Origin of the sequence: Paenibacillus nicotianae, assembly GCF_042681745.1 — a bacterium.
In the GTDB taxonomy this organism is placed as follows: Bacteria; Bacillota; Bacilli; order Paenibacillales; family Paenibacillaceae; genus Saccharibacillus; species Saccharibacillus nicotianae.
In genome coordinates, this window is the sequence record NZ_JBHUGF010000011.1 from 66550 (window position 1) to 84926 (window position 18377).

The following is an 18377-nucleotide window of genomic DNA, read 5'->3' on the forward strand; positions in this document are numbered from 1 at the left end:
GAAAAGGAGGAATATAATGTTTAATATGAAATCAAAAGGTAAAGCGTTAACAGTAGCTGTATTGATTGCTTTACCACTGTCTACTATCGCAGGTATCATACCATCTATATCCTCATCAGAAACTGCAATCGCTGCTACAACATCGACGACTACCCAATCCAAAATTACCAGTGCGTTAAAAGGTGGCTATACCGTTGCAGCTACTAAGCTAGATGTACCGTGGTCTATACAGTTCTCTGGCAATACTGCTTATATCACACAACGTGGTGGCGGTATCGTACAGATCAAGAATGGCAAGCAAACCGTACAAAAAGTACAAACCAAAAAACCACTTCGTGTTGTAGGTGAAGCAGGATTGACAGGATTTGTACTCGATCCTAAATTTACTACAAATAAAATGGCTTATATTTATCACGCCTATGAGAAAAATGGACAAGGATTCAACCGAATCGTCAAAGTAAAATTAGTCGGCAATGTCTGGAAAGAGCAAAGTAAGCTAGTCGAAGGGATTCCCGGTGGGCGTATCCATGAAGGTGGACGTTTAGCGTTTGGCCCGGACGGTATGCTGTATAGTACAGCCGGTGAAACGAATCGTAGAGAGCTATCTCAAGATCTGAAGAGCTTAGGTGGTAAAATTCTACGGATGACGTCTACAGGTAAAATCCCTAAAGACAATCCGATCAAAAATTCATACGTCTATGCTTATGGACTACGTAACTCGCAAGGAATCGCATGGACATCTGATGGCAAATTATACGCATCTGATCATGGCCCAAGTGGCGCACCTATCCCGGGCGGTGGCACAGATCGTACAGGCCTAGATGAAATGAATCTAATCAAACCAGGTTCCAACTACGGCTGGCCTAAGATTATGGGTAACGAAACCGCACCAAATATGGTTTCTCCGCTCTATGTCGCTAGTTCCAAAGCAATCGCTCCATCTGGTATCGCTACAACACCAGACGATAAAATACTTGTTGCTACACTGGCAGGCAAAAGTCTGAAAGAATTCGACCCTGTCTCCAAAAAAATGACCGATATCTTAACAGATGTAGGACGTGTACGTGATGTAGCAATTCATAACGGTAAGATTTACGTTATTACCAACAATACCGCAGGTGGAACACCAGAGAAGAACGATGATCGCTTGCTGATTTTAAAATAAGGAAAAGTCATTGTAGATTATGCTACTACGTCATAATCCAAATAAAAGAAGTAGTCAGGGCATGATGTCTGTGCAAGATTGCTTCTTTTTTATGTTCTACAGCAAAGTGGTATGATCTAATTAAATACAGTAAGAGAGGAGCATATATGAAGAATACCCAATTGATTATTGTCGAAGGTCTGATGGGAACAGGCAAAACGTCCACCGCTTCTTTTATTCAGAAATATGTAGAACAACAGCATATAGAAGCAAGTGTATTTTTGGAAGGAGACTTGGATCATCCGGTTGATTTTGAAGGCGTCGCTTGTTTGAATGAAGAAGAGTATACTTCACTATTGCATCAGTTTGTACATGACCAAGAATGTATTCAGCAAATCGTCCATATTCAAGGGCACAATTACTTTTTCTTTTATCAAAAAGCAAAACAGATGTTAGCAGATACATTTCCAGACGATTTGTATACATATATAGCGACTTATGATATTTATGAATTACCGTTAGCTCGACATTGCGAAGTGCTGTTACAGAGTTGGAGAGACTTTGCAGAGCGATTAGCATCTACAGATGAAATAATTATTTTAGAATGTTGTTTTTTTCAAAATCCTATGTGTATGTTATTAGCAAAAAGTAATGCCGATCAGTCAGTAATTACTCAGTATATACTTGAGCTTGCTGATATTATTCAACCTCTTCAACCTGTGCTTATCTATTTGTATCAAGAAGATATTCGCAAAACACTTGATAAAGTAAGTACAGAGCGATCTTCTGAATGGTTAGACTTTGTGATCTGGTATTATACAGAACAAGAATATGGCAAAGCGCATCAATTAAGTGGGTTAGACGGTCTGATAGAAAGTCTGAAAGTACGAAGAACATTAGAATTAGAGATTTTGGAGCAATTGAATATGAATAAATTACTGATTGATAACTCGGCACTTCATTGGGAACAAATACAGCAAAAACTTATAGATTATTTAAATGAGTCGAAGAACAGCTAATTGTAGTTAGTATAAGCATGTATATAACCCGTTTAATTAATATTGTAAATAAATAATAAATAAAAAGAGGCTCTTCCAGATACATAGTATCTAGGAGAACCTCTTTTTTATTCGTTTATAATGCTATCCTACAGTGATCTTTACACCGTAACACCACTTCCATGATACCGCCCTTTCGGCACGACCAATGGTGAGCCAGAGATAGGGTCAGGAATCACTGTACAATCCAATCCAAAAATCTCTTTCACCCGTTCACTGGTAACCACTTCCGCAGGTGTACCTTGTGCAACCAGCTTGCCGGTATGGAGAGCAAACATATGATCCGCATATCGCGCTGATAAGTTAATATCGTGAAGCACCATTACGATAGTAGTCCCATGCTTACGATTCAGATCGGTCAACAGATCGAGAATCTCTACTTGATACGTAATATCTAGAAAAGTAGTCGGTTCATCCAAAAATAAAATATCGGTTTGTTGCGCCAAAGCCATCGCGATCCAGACCCGTTGACGTTGTCCACCGGATAGTTCGTCGATATTGTGATTAGCGAATTGCGTAATATCCATAATTGTCATTGCTTCGGCAACAGCTTCATAATCTTTTTTGCTCCAGCTTCCGAACATCTTCTGATGAGGGAATCGTCCTCGTCCGACCAGATCAGCGACTGAAATGCCTTCAGGCACAATAGGCGACTGGGGAAGCAGTCCGATGATACGGGCTAATGCCTTGGCAGGGAATTTGCTAATCGGCTTGCCATCCAATGTGACATGACCGGATGTTGGCTTGATTAATCGAGCTAACGTTTTGAGTAGTGTCGATTTACCGCAACCATTTGACCCGATAATCACACTGATCTGATGGCTCGGTATCGTCAGGTCTACGCCATGAATAACAGTCTTATGTTCATATCCTGCGACTAATTGTTCCGCTTGAAACAGATGTGTCGGCTTCATTATAGTTCCCCCTTTTGATTCATTCGGATCAGCAAGAAGATCAGATAAGGCGCTCCGAGTAATCCGGTAATGATACCTACGGGGAATCTGTACTCAAAAGCAAATTGTCCGATCAGATCGGCAGCTAGCACTAGATTCACACCGACCAATCCTGCGGGCACAATATTGGACGAACCTACACCGACCAATCTTTTGGCAATTGGCCCGGCTAGAAATGATACAAAAGCGATCGGCCCTGTAGTGGCGGTCGCAATGGCTACCATACAGACCGAGCTGACGATTAGCGCAATTCGTGTTCGATCGGTATTTACACCTAATGAGAAAGCCGATTGTTCACCCAATTCTAATATGCTCAAATGTTTGCTCAGTCCGATAATAATTGGTGAACCGATGAGTACAATGATCATCAGTGGTGGCAATTCACGCATCTGTGAACCATTTAGACTTCCTGTTAACCACCGCAGTGCTGACGGGATATCTTGTTGAGCACTGATCAATAACAGATAAGAGATCACTGCATCCAGCATCGCCTGAATACCGATTCCGACTAGAATTAAGCGTCCAATTGAAAAGACTTTTCCTCTAGATAATATATAAATAAAAATAACTGTAATTAACCCTGCGATGACCGAAGCAATCGAGATAACAGCGTTGTTAGCATGCAGAATCACAATACAAAATACGGCTGCTGCACTTGCACCTGACGTAATTCCGATCACATTCGGGTTCGCTAGTGGATTACGTAATATCGTTTGAAACGTATAGCCAGCTACCCCAAAAGCAAAGCCTGCAAAAAGACCTGCTAACATACGTGGCAAACGAATCGTACTCACAGCAAATGAAACGCCTTTGATCTTTTCCCCTGACAGTGCACGAATCACATCTTCTAAAGGATAGATCGTATTGCCCAGTACAAGCATCGCGCAACAAAGCACAACAGCCAGTATCGCAAGCAGTCCAGTCACAAGCAACCAGCGGCGGTGTCGTTGACGTCTACCTGCTTGGATAAATTCAATCGCAGACTGACTCATAGTGAACGTACTTTCGAGCGCATCGCCAGTATGATTAAAATAGGAGCGCCAATAAATGCAGTGACTACACCAACTTCAAGTTCACCTGGATTACTGATCAGTCTGCCGCCGACATCAGATATCGTTAAAATAATAGCGCCTGTGATCGCTGACATCGGAATCAATAACCGCAAATCAGCTCCCACTATTAGCCGTATCACATGAGTTGCTAGTAAGCCGACAAAGCCGATTGGCCCCGCTAATGCTGTAGCTGCTCCGCATAATAGAACCCCTGCTAAGGCTGCAATAAATCGTAATGTTCCGGTGCGTACACCAAGACCTGTAGCAACATCGTCACCGAGTGCAAGTGCATTTAGCGCAGGTGCAGTAATCAGACCGATTATCAATCCGACTGCCAAAAACGGGATAAAGGTAGCTATCGCGCTCCAATTTGCAGAGCCGACGCTACCTACTTGCCAGAATCTAAATTGATCCATTACATACGAACGAGGAATCATAATGGCGGTGACGAGTGAAGAAAGAGCCGCACTGGTCGCTGCCCCTGCTAATACAAGCTTGATCGGTGTAGCTCCACCACGTCCCATCGAGCCGATTCCAAAAACGAATACGGCTGTGATGGCTGCTCCCGCTAGCGCTAACCAGATATATTGACTGGCATGACTAATATTGAGAAAAGCGATCCCGAATACAACAAACAACGATGCACCTGTATTGACTCCTAATATACTAGGATCAGCAATCGGGTTGCGGGTCACAGCTTGCATCAATGCTCCTGATACACCAAGAGCTGCTCCACAACATAAGCTGAACACTGTACGAGAAATGCGTTTGCGAACAATATTCGCTCCATATGTATCGACATTGGGATGAAATAACCCATTGATCAATTCATGCCACCCCACTGATCGTGAACCTAAGACCAGTGAGGCAACAATACTGATAATCAGTAAGATCAAGCAACTAATCAGCACCCAGATGAAATGTTTAGGTAGATGTGAATGTACCTGTTTACGATTAGAAAGAGTTGAACTATCCATTTACTTTATCAGCAGCAGCACCGATTAATTTCAGATATTCATCGATGGTGTATGAAATCGAAAGTGGATTAGGTGTGCCAGCAGCGACTAAAGGCGTATCGCTTGTAATAAATGCTACAGAACCTCTTTGGATCGCAGGAATTTTACCGAGCAATGGATCAGCTTTGACAGCTTGATACAATTTGTCATCACCATAGCCGATTAAGATATCTGCATCATTTAACGCTTCTGCATTTTCAGCACTCAAGCTTAAAGAATAGCTTTTCGGATCTTTAATTTCTTTGGTAATACTTGCTGGAGCTTCCATACCTAATTCTTTTAAAAACGCTACGCGAGAATCAGCAGGTGTATAGATATGAAGCTTCGACATATCAGTATCCGAGAAATTTACCCAGACGACTGTTTTACCTTTGATTTGCGGATAAGCACTTAACTTGTCATTGACTAATTTCTCAGTATCTTTGATTAATTGTTCGCCTTGCGCTTTCATACCCATACCGGTTGCATTAAGTAGCACTTGTTCACGCCACGTAGTTGCCCAGGGAGCAGTTGGATAAGCGACAACAGGTGCAATTTGGCTTAATGTATCGTAATCTTCTTGCGTAATACCGGAGTACGCTGCAAGAATAACATCCGGGTTAGAATCGGAAATCGCTTCAAAATCCAGTCCGTCAGTATCTTGGAAAACGTTTGGATTTTTGACGCCAAGTTCATCTAGCTTTTTGGCTGTCCATGGTAACAGTCCACTACCATCTTGAACACCAAAGTTCGCTGCGGAAAATCCTACAGGCACAACGCCAAGTGCAAGAGCTACATCTTGATTTGCCCATTGTATAGTGGCTACACGTTCAGGCTTGCTTTCGATGACCGTCTCGCCAAGAGCATGCTTGATCACGATTGGATATTCGGTCGTATCTGCCGGTGTAGCAGCCGTCTCTGTATTGGTTGATTCTGTTGGTGCTGAAGTCGTTGGTGATACTACTTGATTGTTGGAACAACCAACAAGCGCAACAATCGACATGATTAAGATCAGTACCGCGGTAAAAGATAACTTCTGTCTCGTATTCATAATGATCCCCTTTCGTACTCGAGCCATGTCGGTCGTAGCACTTTATCGCTAATATGGTGTTGATTATCTTAAATGAGTAAACTCAAATGAAATATAACAATATGTAATACATGATAATGATTATCAACCTCAATAATATAGCGTTTTCTCTCTAGCAGTGTCAATGAAAAAATGGCAATTTTACAAGGAAATTCGCGATTATTCTTCTCTTTTCGCTAAAGTATGTATGCATTGGTATAATAAACTTTTTTACATCATAAGCAGATAGTGGTTTACAATATATTTATAGATATTTCCATGAAATCGTAAATGATTAATCTCAAGAAAGCAGGATATTATAAAATGACAGAACAGCACCAACAACGTTACCGTTTTAGCGAAGCACCGATATGGAGTCTGCAACGCAAATATTATGAAGATGCAGGCTTAGAAGCATGGAGAAATGATCAGGTTCCACAATATATCACAAGCAATCCAGCAACAGCGATTGCGTATGCGGAAATGATTTTTGCTTTTTTGCAAGATCAGATGAATCAAGGATTAGGCGCAGAACCGGTCTATATTGTCGAACTGGGTGCAGGAGCAGGTCGTCTTGCGTACCATGTACTATATGAATTGCAAAAGCTAAAAGAATACGCCGGAATCGATCTGCCAGAGTATCATTATGTGATGACTGATCTAGCAATGAGCAATGTGATCGGATGGAGAGAACACCCTGCTTTACAACCGTTTATCGAGCAAGGGATTCTGGATTTTGCTCCATTTGATGCGATGCAAAGTGATGCTCTTCATCTGACGGTATCGGGTCAAGTGATTAAGCAAGGGGAGCTTACGCAACCGTTACTAATTATTGCGAACTACTTTTTCGATGCGATTCCGCAGGAATTGATCTATGTAGATGAAGGCAGTATTTATGAAGCTGATGTCTATATCGAATATTCCAAAACAGGCGCAGAATTTGAAGCGCTGACGACATCGCAACAACTCAATCATATTCATTTAAGTTATGAATATCGCAAAGCACCGGAATATGAGCAAGATGATTATATCTATCGTGATCTGATTGCGATCTATCAAGAACGTCTAGAAGATGCTCATATTTTATTTCCCAAAGTGGGACTCGAATGTCTGGATCGTCTGGATGCGTTATCTCAATCGGGCTTTATGTTGCTGACTGCTGATAAAGGGGATCATTTGATCGAAAATTGGGAATTTGCAGAACCGCCTGAATTGGTGTTGCATGGTAGCTTCTCCTTAATTGCGAATTACCATGCGGTACAATATGTGTTCCAGCAAAAAGGAGCAGAAATTTTATTTGTTCCGCATCATTACAACAATATCAATGTAGGTTGTATCTTACATGTAGCACAACCGAAAAAATATACCAATACACGATTAGCATATCGCCGTTCAGTCGAACGTTTTGGGCCGGATGATTTCTTCAGTCTCAAAATGTGGATTGATCGTCATCTGGATGAGTTAGGGATGCAACAAATATTAAGCTTTTGGCGCTTAGGTGGTTATGATGCTGAATTCTTTATTCAGACGACCAAGCAAATATCGGCATTATTGCCAGAAGCCAATGACGAAGAAAAGAAAGACCTCTGGATGGGTATTCAGAAAATGTGGTCATCGTTCTATGTGATGCCACAGCGGTATGATCTGGCACTGGATGCAGGTCTGATTTTATTTGAAATGGATATGTTTGAAGAAGCGAAGCAATATCTAGAAATATCGGTGGCTCAAGAGCAAGACGAAGTGGTGTCGACCGTTTACTATTGTCTGGCGATTGCTTGTCTGGAACTTGATCTAATGGATCAAGCAGAAGAGTACTTGAAGCAATTACTTGTTCTTGAACCGGATCACGAAGAAGCATTAGCGTTAATGTCGGTGTTGACGGCTGAAGAATAATCACTGGCATGACTAGATAGTGATACGCTTGAAATTAAGAAGCATTGAAGAGAATGATGATCTCTTTGATGCTTCTTTTATTTGCCTATACATAGACAATCACAGACCAATATCGCTAACTTGTACGTACATATTTAATCTATAATAAAACTTGTCTAAAAATAATAGAAATAAGAGTATTTAATAACTTTAATGCGTTATATTTCAAGCTTAAAAAGCTTTTATAGTGCATTTTAGCTTAATTTTGGATTTTAAAAATAAGTATCTAAGATGATCTATACTATAACATTTAGAAGATAATAGCATATTTTTATTCTTTTTAAGATCAAAAAATACATATCACGTTGACAAATGTACGTACAAAAAATATACTGTAACTGTTACAAAAAGAAAACGCATTCTTTTTAAAAAGAATATTAGAGATAACCATACTTATAGATAATGTAGAGATTTTTTTTCAGAAATATATGCTTTATTCAGCACTACCATCTTATCAATACTAGACTGCAACAAGAGAGGGGACTACATGAGCATGAATCATGTGGATATGAAAGAAGCGATTATGAACGGAGAGACGTCGCTCGGGATTGAATTTGGTTCGACACGAATTAAAGCGGTATTGATCAACAAGCAATTTGAGACAATCGCATCGGGCAGTTATGAATGGGAAAATCAACTGAAAGATGGATTCTGGACATATGATCAAGCAAACATTATTACAGGCATGCAGACTGCTTATCGTGAAATGAAGCAAGAAGTAGAACGTCAATATGGAATCACATTACAGACGGTCGGATCGATCGGATTTTCAGCGATGATGCATGGATATGTGGCATTGGATCAACAAGGCGAATTACTGGTTCCTTTCCGTACATGGCGCAATGCGACAACAGGAGTCGCAGCAAAAGAATTGACTGAACTATTCCAATTCAATATTCCTGAGCGCTGGAGTATTGCACATCTGTATCAAGCGATTTTGAATCAAGAAGAGCATTTGCCACGGATCGCTTCACTCACCACATTAGCTGGATACATACACTGGTTGTTAACAGGCAATCAAGCAGTTGGTATCGGCGATGCTTCCGGCATATTCCCGATTGAAGAAGCGACTCACAATTATCATCCGTCGATGCTGACTCAATTTAACGAATTGATTGCTGATAAAGGGTACACATGGACAATCGAAGATTTATTACCGAAAGTGTATCGTGCCGGTGAACAAGCAGGTTTATTAACAGAAGCAGGCGCTCAATTGCTTGATACGACACAAACACTGCAACCGGGTATTCCGTTGTGTCCACCAGAAGGTGATGCCGGAACAGGTATGGTTGCGACCAATAGTGTCAAAAAGCGCACCGGTAATATTTCGGTAGGTACGTCGGTATTTGCCATGATCGTACTGGAAAAAGAGTTGTCTAAAGTTCATCCAGAGATTGATATTGTAACGACTCCAGACGGTAGCCCTGTCGGAATGGTACATGCTAACAACTGTTCTAGCGATATCAACGCATGGTTAGGATTGTTCCGCGAATTTTCCGAAGCGATGGGATACGAAGCCGATAATGCCAAGTTGTTCAGCGTGATGTTTAACAAAGCGCTTGAAGCTGATCCAGATGGTGGCGGACTTCTAAGCTATGGTTATTATTCCGGTGAAAATATTACAGGTATCGAAAAAGGTCGCCCATTATTTGTCCGCTCACCGGAAAGTCGCTTTAATCTAGCGAACTTTATGCGTACTCATCTATTCTCTGCTTTCGGTGCATTGAAGATTGGTATGGATATTTTGACCAAGCATGAAAATGTAGCGATCGATAGTATTCTGGCTCATGGCGGTCTATTCAAAACGCCTGTAGTCGGACAGCGTATCGTGGCAGCCGCTATGAATGTACCGATCTCAGTTATGGCTACAGCAGGCGAAGGTGGCGCATGGGGAATGGCGTTACTTGCTTCTTATATGATGAACAAAGACGAACAGGAAAGTCTAGATGTCTTTTTGGAGCAAAAAGTATTCCATGATGTTGTCGGTGAACAAGTACAACCGGATGCAACCGATGTGAAAGGTTTTGAAGCGTTTATCGAGCGTTACCAACAAGGATTAGCGATTGAACAAGCGGCTGTAGATCATTTGTTAGAGAACGGGAGGAATTAAGCATGTTAGAGCAGTTAAAAGAAGAAGTCTATCAAGCGAATCTAGAATTACCGAAGCATGGATTGGTCAAATTTACATGGGGTAATGCGAGTGCTGTTGATCGCGAAAGCAATCTATTTGTCATCAAGCCAAGCGGTGTCGATTACGAGACGATGAAGCCTAGCGATATGGTAGTCGTTGATCTGGATGGCAATGTTGTTGAAGGGGATATGAGACCTTCTTCCGATACAGCGACTCATGCAGTTCTGTACAAGCATTATCCGCAAATTGGCGGCATTGTGCATACTCACTCTACATGGGCAACGATCTGGGCGCAAGCGGGTCTGGATGTTCCTGTAATGGGAACAACACATGCAGATACATTCTATGGCGCTGTACCTTGTGCACGCTTTTTGAATCAAGCGGAGATTGATCGTGGATATGAAGCAGAGACAGGCAATGTCATTATCGAGACGTTCGAGCAACGTGGACTTGATGTAATGGCGATTCCAGCCGTATTGCTTCACGGTCATGCACCATTTACATGGGGCAAAGATGCGAAGTCTGCTGTAGTCAATAGCGTCGTGCTAGAAGAAGTCTGCAAAATGAATCTATATGCACGTCAACTGAACAACTTTGCTAAAGAATTGCCACAGAATATTTTGGACAAACATTACCTGCGCAAACATGGTAAAGACGCGTATTACGGTCAAAAATAATATAAGCAATCTTTTTGAATATAGATTACAAGATGATGGTGGCTTATTAAAGTAGCCATGTATGCCACTTTCTTTACACACTGAATTGGTTTTCAATCAACTCACTTTTAAATAACTCTCACTAATATAAATACGAAAAGAGGATGAAATAATATGTCAGCAGCAACTAAACAATTTTGGTTCGTAGTCGGTTCACAACATTTGTATGGAGAAGAAGCTTTGGGACAAGTTAAAGCAAATGCACAAAAAATCGCTGATTCACTAAACGCTAGCGGAGTATTGCCTTATCCATTAGTATTGCAAGATTTGGCTGTAAGCGCAGATAAAATCACAAGTATTATGAAAGAAGTCAATTATCGTGACGAAGTAGCAGGTGTGATCACATGGATGCATACTTTCTCTCCTGCAAAAATGTGGATTCGTGGTACGAAATTGCTACAAAAACCGTTGCTTCATTTGGCAACACAATATAACGAAAGTATTCCGTGGTCTACAATTGATATGGACTTTATGAACTTGAACCAAGCGGCACATGGTGATCGTGAATATGGATTTATCAATGCGCGTCTAGGCAAACAAAACAAAATCGTTGTCGGCTACTGGGAGCGTCCAGAAGTACAACAGCAGATCGCTGACTGGATGGATGTTGCTTTTGCTTATAACGAAAGCTTCAATATTAAAGTGGCTCGTTTTGGCGACAATATGCGTAATGTTGGCGTAACTGAAGGCGATAAAGTCGAAGCACAAATTCAATTTGGCTGGACAGTCGATTATTACGGTATTGGCGATCTTGTAGAATACGTCAACGCTGTAACAGAGCAAGAAATCGACGAATTGCTTGCTCAATATAAAGAGTTATATGACTTTGAATATGGCACGTATAGTCAGGAAGCTTGGGAAGCAAGTGTACGTGTACAAGTAAGTTATGAGATTGCAATCAAGCGTTTCTTGGATAACGGTGGTTACACAGCATTTACAACTAACTTTGAAGACTTGCATGGTATGAAGCAACTTCCAGGTCTTGCTGTTCAACGTCTGATGGCGCAAGGTTATGGTTTTGCAGGTGAAGGTGATTGGAAAACAGCGGCATTGGATCGCTTGATGAAAGTGATGAGCCATAACGAAAATACAGGCTTTATGGAAGATTACACGTATGAAATGGCAGCAGGTCAAGAAGCGATCTTGCAATCTCATATGTTAGAAGTTGACCCTACTCTTGCAAGTAGCAAACCAAAAGTGGTTGTATCTCCACTGGGAATCGGCGACCGCGAAGATCCAGCTCGTCTTGTATTTGATGGTAAAGCAGGCGAAGGTGTAGTTGTATCAATGGCTGACTTTGGTACTCATTACAAATTGCTGATCAACGAAGTATCTGCATTTGAGCCTACGGTTCCTGCACCGAACTTACCGGTAGCACGTGTACTATGGCAAGTAAAACCTAACTTCCAAGACGGCGTACGCGCTTGGATCGAAAATGGTGGCGGTCACCATACAGTTGTATCCTTGAACCTTACAACCGACCAAATCGTAACATATGCAAAATTAGTAAACTTGGATTATGTCATCATTAAATAAGTGATGAGCTAAATTATATGCGATAAATGATTGCACATGTAAAGCCGGGTGTATGGCTGGCTTTACATGTGCTTTTTATATGAAAAGCATATCTAACCTAGCCTTTAAAATAACGAAGTAACAAATGTTGCTTCTGGAAAGGTATGGTCTGATCCTTTCATTAACACTCCACCTTTATTTTTTAAATGCATATCAAAGAAATCAAGCATATACGCATCAATTATAGAAGAAGCTCGTTCAGGAGCTATTTTGCCTGTAATGCCTATCATTTTAAAGATCGGTGAAACGAACTGCACATCAGTAAAATTTAAATGCTCTGTATTTTTGATATATATCACTTGTCCGCCTGAAGCAATCGTTTCATGGATTTGTTGCAGTTCTAGCTTTTTATTTTCTCTTTCTTGTATAAACCATTCTTTGCTGTTACCTGTACGTTGAATCTCTTCATCGGTGTAAATATGATGATTGATCACCATGTTGAATTGGTCGAAGTTGCTTTCCGAGTGTATAAATAAAAAGGGTTTGTGTAATCCTGTTCTGTCATGCAGACGATAAAGTCCACCATCCAGATCTATTCCAGCCGTAATTCGTGGATCATAAGAAGCATCGTAAGCAGTCGCTCCACCGATAGAATGACCGAATACTCCAATATGAGCGAAATCTATTTTGCCTTTGAACAGACTTGGAATAGAGCCAGATTGAATAAGTTGAAATTGATCCAATACAAAGGTAACATCATCAGTTAATACTTTTCCTAACTTGTTACGATTTGCTCTTTCTGTCTGATAGTCATGATCAGGAGAAAATAAGTTGTCTGTTGTACTGGTAGTGATTCGCCCATCCGGGAACTTTGTTGCAAATGTATTATAAGTATGGTCGATAACAGCGACGATGTAGCCATGACTTGCAAGATTTTCAGCTTGTGAAGTATGAAGAAATCGGGAAGAAGCATTACCTGGATTGGCAATAATAAGTGGATATGAAGTTTGTGCTGAAGAGAGCGCACTTTCCGAATAAGAATGACTGGATACGTATTGCAAATGTTGGAATGTAAACCCGGGAATACTGTAGTTCTGCGCCAGATACGGAAGAATAGCAGTATCCGGTATAAAAGGAACGTATTTGCCTGTGCTAGCTTCCGAAGGATACCATACCTGAACCATCAATTCTCTGTTGCTTTTACCAGATGTGCCAAATATGTCTGGCTGTTGATTATTGGTGAAATGAAAAGTGGTGGTGCTTACCGGCAATGAACCGGTGGGAGCAGGAAGATCGAATACAGGAAATATGTAGAGTAAGCACGCTGTAGCAATCAGCCCGATGATACTAACAAGCCGACCTAGCACTTTGCCTATTCGTGATGTATTGGGTATAGTTTTCGGTGTTCTACGAGCATTAATAATAGAGCGTATATACATCAGTATCGTAAATCCGTATAAAAATAATAACTGGATTCGGTATCCTTCTATAAGCAAATGGATGACTAGCAAAAGCAAGCTAATTCCGCTAGTGAAAAGCAATGCTAATTTACGTATGCGGGGATTGGTTACAAACAGACTCGATAATAAACATACGTTAAAAAACAACAATAGTATTTCAAAAAGTCTCATGTTCAGTCCTCCTACAAATACATGTTGATCAAGTAGATAAGATTAATATAGAAGAACGAACAGAGCGTTACTCATTGATTTAGATTACATTTGCCTTACACACGTGTAAGCTGTACAAATTGCTCCAAATTCATGCATTAACTATAGTCAGTATCTTATGATTTCACGTGAAACATCTTGGCAGAGAAGCAAATATAATAGGATCAATCTGCCCGATAGCAAAAAGATAATCTAAGCAAATCCGTTATACCTAAAAGCTTGGAATTACGGTATAATACTAAATAAGTAGTAAACCTATCTAAATTTGCAGGGGATTTTATAGTACATTCACTGATGAACTGGACTTAGAAGCAGGCATAATAACGATCTATTCATGCGATAACAAAGGGGTAATAAATAATGTCTAGTACAACAGGTAAAAGCGCACTCCTTATGATGGATATGCAAAATAGTATTGTTTCCCGTTATGTACAAGATGAAGCTCAATTGCTTCCTTTTCAAAAAGCGTTACAAACCGCGCATAAGTATCAGATTCCAGTTATCTATGTACGGGTGATGTTTCGAGAAGGGTATCCAGAGATTAGTATGCATAATAAAATGTTTGGCGGGATTGCGCAGCGTGGAGGATCGGCTATTCCAGAGGACATGGTGCAGATTCACGAGTCGCTCAAGCCTCAACCACAGGACATTATCGTCAACAAGCGTAGAGTCAGTGCTTTTACAGGTAGCGATCTAGAAGTGATCTTACGTGCTCAACAGATTGATACGTTGATTCTGAGCGGTATAGCAACCAGTGGCGTGGTTTTATCGACGTTGCGAGAAGCAGCAGATAAAGACTTTATTTTGAATGTACTTTCTGATGCATGTATAGATGGAGATGATGAAGTCCATCAATTACTGATTGAAAAAGTATTTCCAATGCAAGCTGAAGTGCTGACTGTAGATGCGTGGGCAGAGTCTTTGTCAAAATAACTAACCAGACAATAGGTATGAGCTACAGTAGAAACAAGCAGATGCTGGGTAAGTTATATAAGATCAGTCTATATCTTCAAACGATCTCTAATTCATATCATTTTGCTTGCAGATGGAATATGATTTGAATAGACTTTAGAAGAATAGTGCGTACTGTGTATAAACACTTCAATTGAACAGAATTTAATACCGCTACAATTTATCTTCTATGCTTTTTTTGAAAGCGTATCCAATAAAGGGAGCTGATCGTTATGACTGTCTATAATGCTGCTTGTGATGTAAGTCAACCGAAGCAAGGTCATTTGCTTACCGATATTCCTGCTCATGATCCATTTGTACTGGCAGATGAATCTACAGGTACGTATTATTTGTATACCGGAGCAGTACCTTCGCTACATGGAGTAGAAGCATATGGAGTATTAACATATACGAGCAAAGATTTGCAGTTCTGGGAAGGGCCTTATGTGGTATTTACAGTACCGGCAGACAGTTGGGCGCATCCGCAACATGGAGCTTGGGCTCCTGAAGTGCATAAGTATCAGGGACGGTATTATTTATTTGTGACACTGCACAATCAGGATCGCAGTCTAGAAGGTGAACCTGTTCAAGGGTATGCCAAGCATTGGAGAGGTACCGTTATTGCAGTAAGTGATTCACCAGCAGGCCCTTTTGAAATGATTCAAACGGACGCTCCTGTGGTTTCTCCTACTGTCATGACACTTGATGGTACACTGTATCTTGATGAAGAACATACACCGTGGATGGTCTACTGCCATGAATGGATTCAGACGATCGATGGGACGATAGAAGCTATACGTCTGACAGAAGATTTGTCTACTGCTGTTGGAGAGCCTATCACTTTGTTACAAGCATCTTCTGCACCTTGGATTCAGCAGAATGATAGACAAGACCTATCCAATCATTCAGAAATCAACGTCTATGTGACTGATGGTTGTCAGTTATATCGTACATCTGGTGGGAAACTGATGATGTTATGGTCAAGTTATGAAGAGGATCGTTATGTACAGACGATCGCTCGTTCGATTAGTGGCACTTTAGCAGGGCCGTGGGAGCAATTGCAACCGCTGGTCAAAGAAGATAGTGGTCATGGCATGCTTTTTCAGACATTTGAACAGCAATGGATGTTGATCTTGCACCGACCTTTTGCAATGCCAGCATCCCGTTGTTATCTATATGAAATCGAAGATACTGGAGATGCATTTCAATTAAAATATCCTGCTCAAGCATAGTAAATATAGAGATACGATAAGTATTGTATCGTGAAGGATACGTTATGATTTAAGAACAGATAACGTATCCTTTTGCCCTACATATTATGTATAATATAACATAATAAAAGAAGGATATTGCTAGACAAAAGCAGAGTAACCCGATAGACTTTAAGTTGTACGACTTTTTCAGTCAATATTCTCATTTTTTACCAGATCAAAATAGTTTATAATGAAGAGATACATGCCGATAATATTTTAAATAGAAGATAATTTGGTTATAATGAATACAGATAACGTATATTCCTGAGTGGAGCTTTGCTTCTGGAATGACCTGGATAGAAGCGCCTGCTCTTTTTTGCAAATATAAAGAGATAAAGGAAGGTTTTTATGAACAGCATACCGAAAAAAACAGACATTATCTTAATTGGTGCCGGAGTCATGAGTGCGACTTTGGGGTCATTGCTTAAAGAGTTAGCACCGGAGTGGGAAATTAAAGTGTTTGAGAAGCTAGCCAGTGCAGGAGAAGAAAGCTCTAACGAATGGAATAATGCAGGAACCGGTCACGCTGCACTGTGTGAACTGAATTATACGTCTGAAAAGCCAGATGGATCGATTGATATTAGCAAAGCAGTAAATATCAACGAACAATTTCAACTGTCCAAACAGTTCTGGTCTCATCTAGTGAAGCGCAATATTATCCGTCAACCACAAGACTTTATCAAGCCGATTCCACATATGAGTTTTGTCTTAGGACAAAGTAATGTTACTTTTCTCCATAAAAGATTTAAAGCGCTTTCGGCAAATCCGTTATTTCAAGGAATGGAATATTCAGAAGATCCAAACAAGTTAAAACAATGGATTCCACTGATGATGGAAGGTCGTACATCCAATGAACCGATAGCAGCGACCAAAATTGATTACGGAACTGATGTGAACTTTGGAGCATTAACCCGTATGTTATTCGACGATCTCAAAACTAAAAATGTAGAAATACACTATAACCATATTATTAAAGATATCAAACGTGCTTCTGATGGTGGATGGGAAGTGAAAGTCCACAATATTAGCACAGGCAAAACCGATCATCATATCGCCAAATTTATCTTTATTGGCGGTGGTGGCGGTAGTCTACCGTTGCTACAAAAAACAGGTATTCCTGAATCTAAGCATATCGGTGGCTTTCCGGTAAGTGGCGTATTTATGTCATGTACGAATCAAGAAGTGATCGAGCAACATCATGCCAAAGTATATGGTAAAGCCAAATTAGGCGCTCCGCCAATGTCTGTACCGCATTTAGATACACGTTATATTGGCAACAAAAAAGCATTATTGTTCGGGCCATTTGCAGGCTTTTCACCGAAATTCTTGAAAACGGGTTCAAATATGGATCTGATCAATTCTGTCAAACCAAACAATTTATTCACGATGTTAGCCGCAGGTGCGAAAGAGATGGCATTAACCAAATATTTGATTCAACAAGTGATGTTGTCAAACGATAAACGTATGGAAGAAGTACGCGAATTTGTTCCTAATGCTAGAAGCGAAGATTGGGAAATTGTGATCGCTGGTCAGCGTGTACAAGTTATCAAAGACACAGAGGATGGCAAAGGAACACTTCAATTCGGAACAGAAGTGGTCAGTGCAGCGGATGGATCGATTGCTGCTTTGTTAGGCGCTTCGCCGGGAGCTTCGACGGCTGTAAATGTTATGCTTGATCTTTTTCAGAAATGTTTCCCGCAACGGATGCCAGAATGGGAACCTAAGCTTAGAGAGATTATTCCTTCCTATGGTAAAAGGCTGGCGGAACATCCAGACCTGTTCCAGAGTATTCATGCGTCCACTTCTGAAACGTTAGGTCTAACCAACTATTCAGCAACCGAATTGGATATGGATACCAAAGTATTCAAAAAAGTATAGCTTAATATCTAGCTTTACTACACGAATATATCCTATAAAATCCATATCAAATATCGTAGA

The 18377-nt window shown here is 40.6% G+C and carries 14 protein-coding genes; 9 read left to right on the forward strand and 5 right to left on the reverse strand.

Annotation, left to right across the window (positions count from 1 at the left end):
• The first annotated feature begins 16 nt into the window (after positions 1-16).
• Together ACFSGI_RS19025 and ACFSGI_RS19030 are read left to right on the forward strand one after the other, a co-directional pair.
• Positions 17-1165: a PQQ-dependent sugar dehydrogenase gene (locus tag ACFSGI_RS19025; RefSeq protein ID WP_204825791.1), complete on the forward strand. Its 1149-nt coding sequence runs from the start codon at positions 17-19 to the stop codon at positions 1163-1165.
• Positions 1166-1311: 146 nt separating this feature from the next.
• Positions 1312-2163: a P-loop NTPase family protein gene (locus tag ACFSGI_RS19030; protein ID WP_204825792.1), complete on the forward strand. Its 852-nt coding sequence runs from the start codon at positions 1312-1314 to the stop codon at positions 2161-2163.
• 140 nt (positions 2164-2303) lie between these two features.
• Here ACFSGI_RS19030 and ACFSGI_RS19035 read toward each other — a convergent pair whose 3' ends face one another.
• From ACFSGI_RS19035 to ACFSGI_RS19050, 4 genes are read right to left on the reverse strand one after another with little or no spacing between them, the layout of a single operon-like run.
• Positions 2304-3116 carry an ABC transporter ATP-binding protein gene (locus ACFSGI_RS19035; RefSeq protein ID WP_204825793.1) on the reverse strand — a complete coding sequence of 271 codons (813 nt, stop codon included), beginning with the start codon at positions 3114-3116 and terminating at the stop codon, positions 2304-2306.
• Positions 3116-4147: a FecCD family ABC transporter permease gene (locus ACFSGI_RS19040; protein ID WP_204825794.1), complete on the reverse strand. Its 1032-nt coding sequence runs from the start codon at positions 4145-4147 to the stop codon at positions 3116-3118. The genes ACFSGI_RS19035 and ACFSGI_RS19040 overlap by 1 nt, the downstream gene beginning before the upstream one ends.
• A complete protein-coding gene (locus ACFSGI_RS19045) occupies positions 4144-5184 on the reverse strand; it encodes a FecCD family ABC transporter permease (RefSeq protein WP_204825795.1) in 1041 nt (346 codons plus the stop codon). Before ACFSGI_RS19045 ends, ACFSGI_RS19040 begins: the two co-directional genes overlap by 4 nt.
• Positions 5177-6253 carry an iron-siderophore ABC transporter substrate-binding protein gene (locus tag ACFSGI_RS19050; RefSeq protein ID WP_204825796.1) on the reverse strand — a complete coding sequence of 359 codons (1077 nt, stop codon included), beginning with the start codon at positions 6251-6253 and terminating at the stop codon, positions 5177-5179. Before ACFSGI_RS19050 ends, ACFSGI_RS19045 begins: the two co-directional genes overlap by 8 nt.
• Before the next feature lie 342 nt (positions 6254-6595).
• Between ACFSGI_RS19050 and ACFSGI_RS19055 the strand changes: the two genes are divergently transcribed.
• The 4 genes from ACFSGI_RS19055 to araA all read left to right on the forward strand — a co-directional run bounded on the left by ACFSGI_RS19055 (position 6596) and on the right by araA (position 12586).
• Positions 6596-8164: an SAM-dependent methyltransferase gene (locus ACFSGI_RS19055; RefSeq protein ID WP_204825797.1), complete on the forward strand. Its 1569-nt coding sequence runs from the start codon at positions 6596-6598 to the stop codon at positions 8162-8164.
• Between the two features lie 532 nt (positions 8165-8696).
• Positions 8697-10313, forward strand: a complete 1617-nt coding sequence (locus tag ACFSGI_RS19060; protein WP_379284084.1) for a xylulokinase — start codon at positions 8697-8699, stop codon at positions 10311-10313.
• 2 nt (positions 10314-10315) lie between these two features.
• A complete protein-coding gene (locus ACFSGI_RS19065; RefSeq protein ID WP_069326434.1) occupies positions 10316-11011 on the forward strand; it encodes an L-ribulose-5-phosphate 4-epimerase in 696 nt (231 codons plus the stop codon).
• Positions 11012-11164: 153 nt separating this feature from the next.
• Positions 11165-12586 (forward strand): L-arabinose isomerase, encoded by a 1422-nt coding sequence (gene araA / locus ACFSGI_RS19070; RefSeq protein WP_204825799.1) that lies wholly within the window; start codon positions 11165-11167, stop codon positions 12584-12586.
• A 104-nt stretch (positions 12587-12690) separates the two neighbouring features.
• Here the strand turns inward: araA and ACFSGI_RS19075 are convergent, their stop codons facing one another.
• Positions 12691-14196 carry an alpha/beta hydrolase family protein gene (locus ACFSGI_RS19075; protein WP_204825800.1) on the reverse strand — a complete coding sequence of 502 codons (1506 nt, stop codon included), beginning with the start codon at positions 14194-14196 and terminating at the stop codon, positions 12691-12693.
• A gap of 399 nt (positions 14197-14595) precedes the next feature.
• Between ACFSGI_RS19075 and ACFSGI_RS19080 the strand changes: the two genes are divergently transcribed.
• From ACFSGI_RS19080 to ACFSGI_RS19090, 3 genes are all read left to right on the forward strand, one after another.
• On the forward strand, positions 14596-15168 hold the full coding sequence (locus ACFSGI_RS19080; RefSeq protein ID WP_204825801.1) for a cysteine hydrolase family protein: 573 nt from the start codon (positions 14596-14598) through the stop codon (positions 15166-15168).
• Between the two features lie 251 nt (positions 15169-15419).
• Complete coding sequence (locus ACFSGI_RS19085; protein ID WP_204825802.1) at positions 15420-16418, forward strand: glycoside hydrolase family 43 protein; 999 nt, start codon at positions 15420-15422, stop codon at positions 16416-16418.
• Between the two features lie 369 nt (positions 16419-16787).
• Complete coding sequence (locus tag ACFSGI_RS19090) at positions 16788-18317, forward strand: malate:quinone oxidoreductase (protein WP_204825803.1); 1530 nt, start codon at positions 16788-16790, stop codon at positions 18315-18317.
• Positions 18318-18377: the final 60 nt, after the last annotated feature.

Excerpts from the sequence above, each read along its gene's own strand:
- ACFSGI_RS19060 (WP_379284084.1), top strand. The coding sequence starts at position 8,697 with ATGAATCATGTGGATATGAAAGAAGCGATTATGAACGGAGAGACGTCG.
- ACFSGI_RS19055 (WP_204825797.1), top strand. The coding sequence starts at position 6,596 with ATGACAGAACAGCACCAACAACGTTACCGTTTTAGCGAAGCACCGATA.
- ACFSGI_RS19040 (WP_204825794.1), bottom strand. The coding sequence starts at position 4,147 with ATGAGTCAGTCTGCGATTGAATTTATCCAAGCAGGTAGACGTCAACGA.
- ACFSGI_RS19030 (WP_204825792.1), top strand. The coding sequence starts at position 1,312 with ATGAAGAATACCCAATTGATTATTGTCGAAGGTCTGATGGGAACAGGC.
- ACFSGI_RS19035 (WP_204825793.1), bottom strand. The coding sequence starts at position 3,116 with ATGAAGCCGACACATCTGTTTCAAGCGGAACAATTAGTCGCAGGATAT.
- ACFSGI_RS19090 (WP_204825803.1), top strand. The coding sequence starts at position 16,788 with ATGAACAGCATACCGAAAAAAACAGACATTATCTTAATTGGTGCCGGA.
- araA (WP_204825799.1), top strand. The coding sequence starts at position 11,165 with ATGTCAGCAGCAACTAAACAATTTTGGTTCGTAGTCGGTTCACAACAT.
- ACFSGI_RS19050 (WP_204825796.1), bottom strand. The coding sequence starts at position 6,253 with ATGAATACGAGACAGAAGTTATCTTTTACCGCGGTACTGATCTTAATC.
- ACFSGI_RS19075 (WP_204825800.1), bottom strand. The coding sequence starts at position 14,196 with ATGAGACTTTTTGAAATACTATTGTTGTTTTTTAACGTATGTTTATTA.
- ACFSGI_RS19045 (WP_204825795.1), bottom strand. The coding sequence starts at position 5,184 with ATGGATAGTTCAACTCTTTCTAATCGTAAACAGGTACATTCACATCTA.
- ACFSGI_RS19025 (WP_204825791.1), top strand. The coding sequence starts at position 17 with ATGTTTAATATGAAATCAAAAGGTAAAGCGTTAACAGTAGCTGTATTG.
- ACFSGI_RS19065 (WP_069326434.1), top strand. The coding sequence starts at position 10,316 with ATGTTAGAGCAGTTAAAAGAAGAAGTCTATCAAGCGAATCTAGAATTA.
- ACFSGI_RS19080 (WP_204825801.1), top strand. The coding sequence starts at position 14,596 with ATGTCTAGTACAACAGGTAAAAGCGCACTCCTTATGATGGATATGCAA.
- ACFSGI_RS19085 (WP_204825802.1), top strand. The coding sequence starts at position 15,420 with ATGACTGTCTATAATGCTGCTTGTGATGTAAGTCAACCGAAGCAAGGT.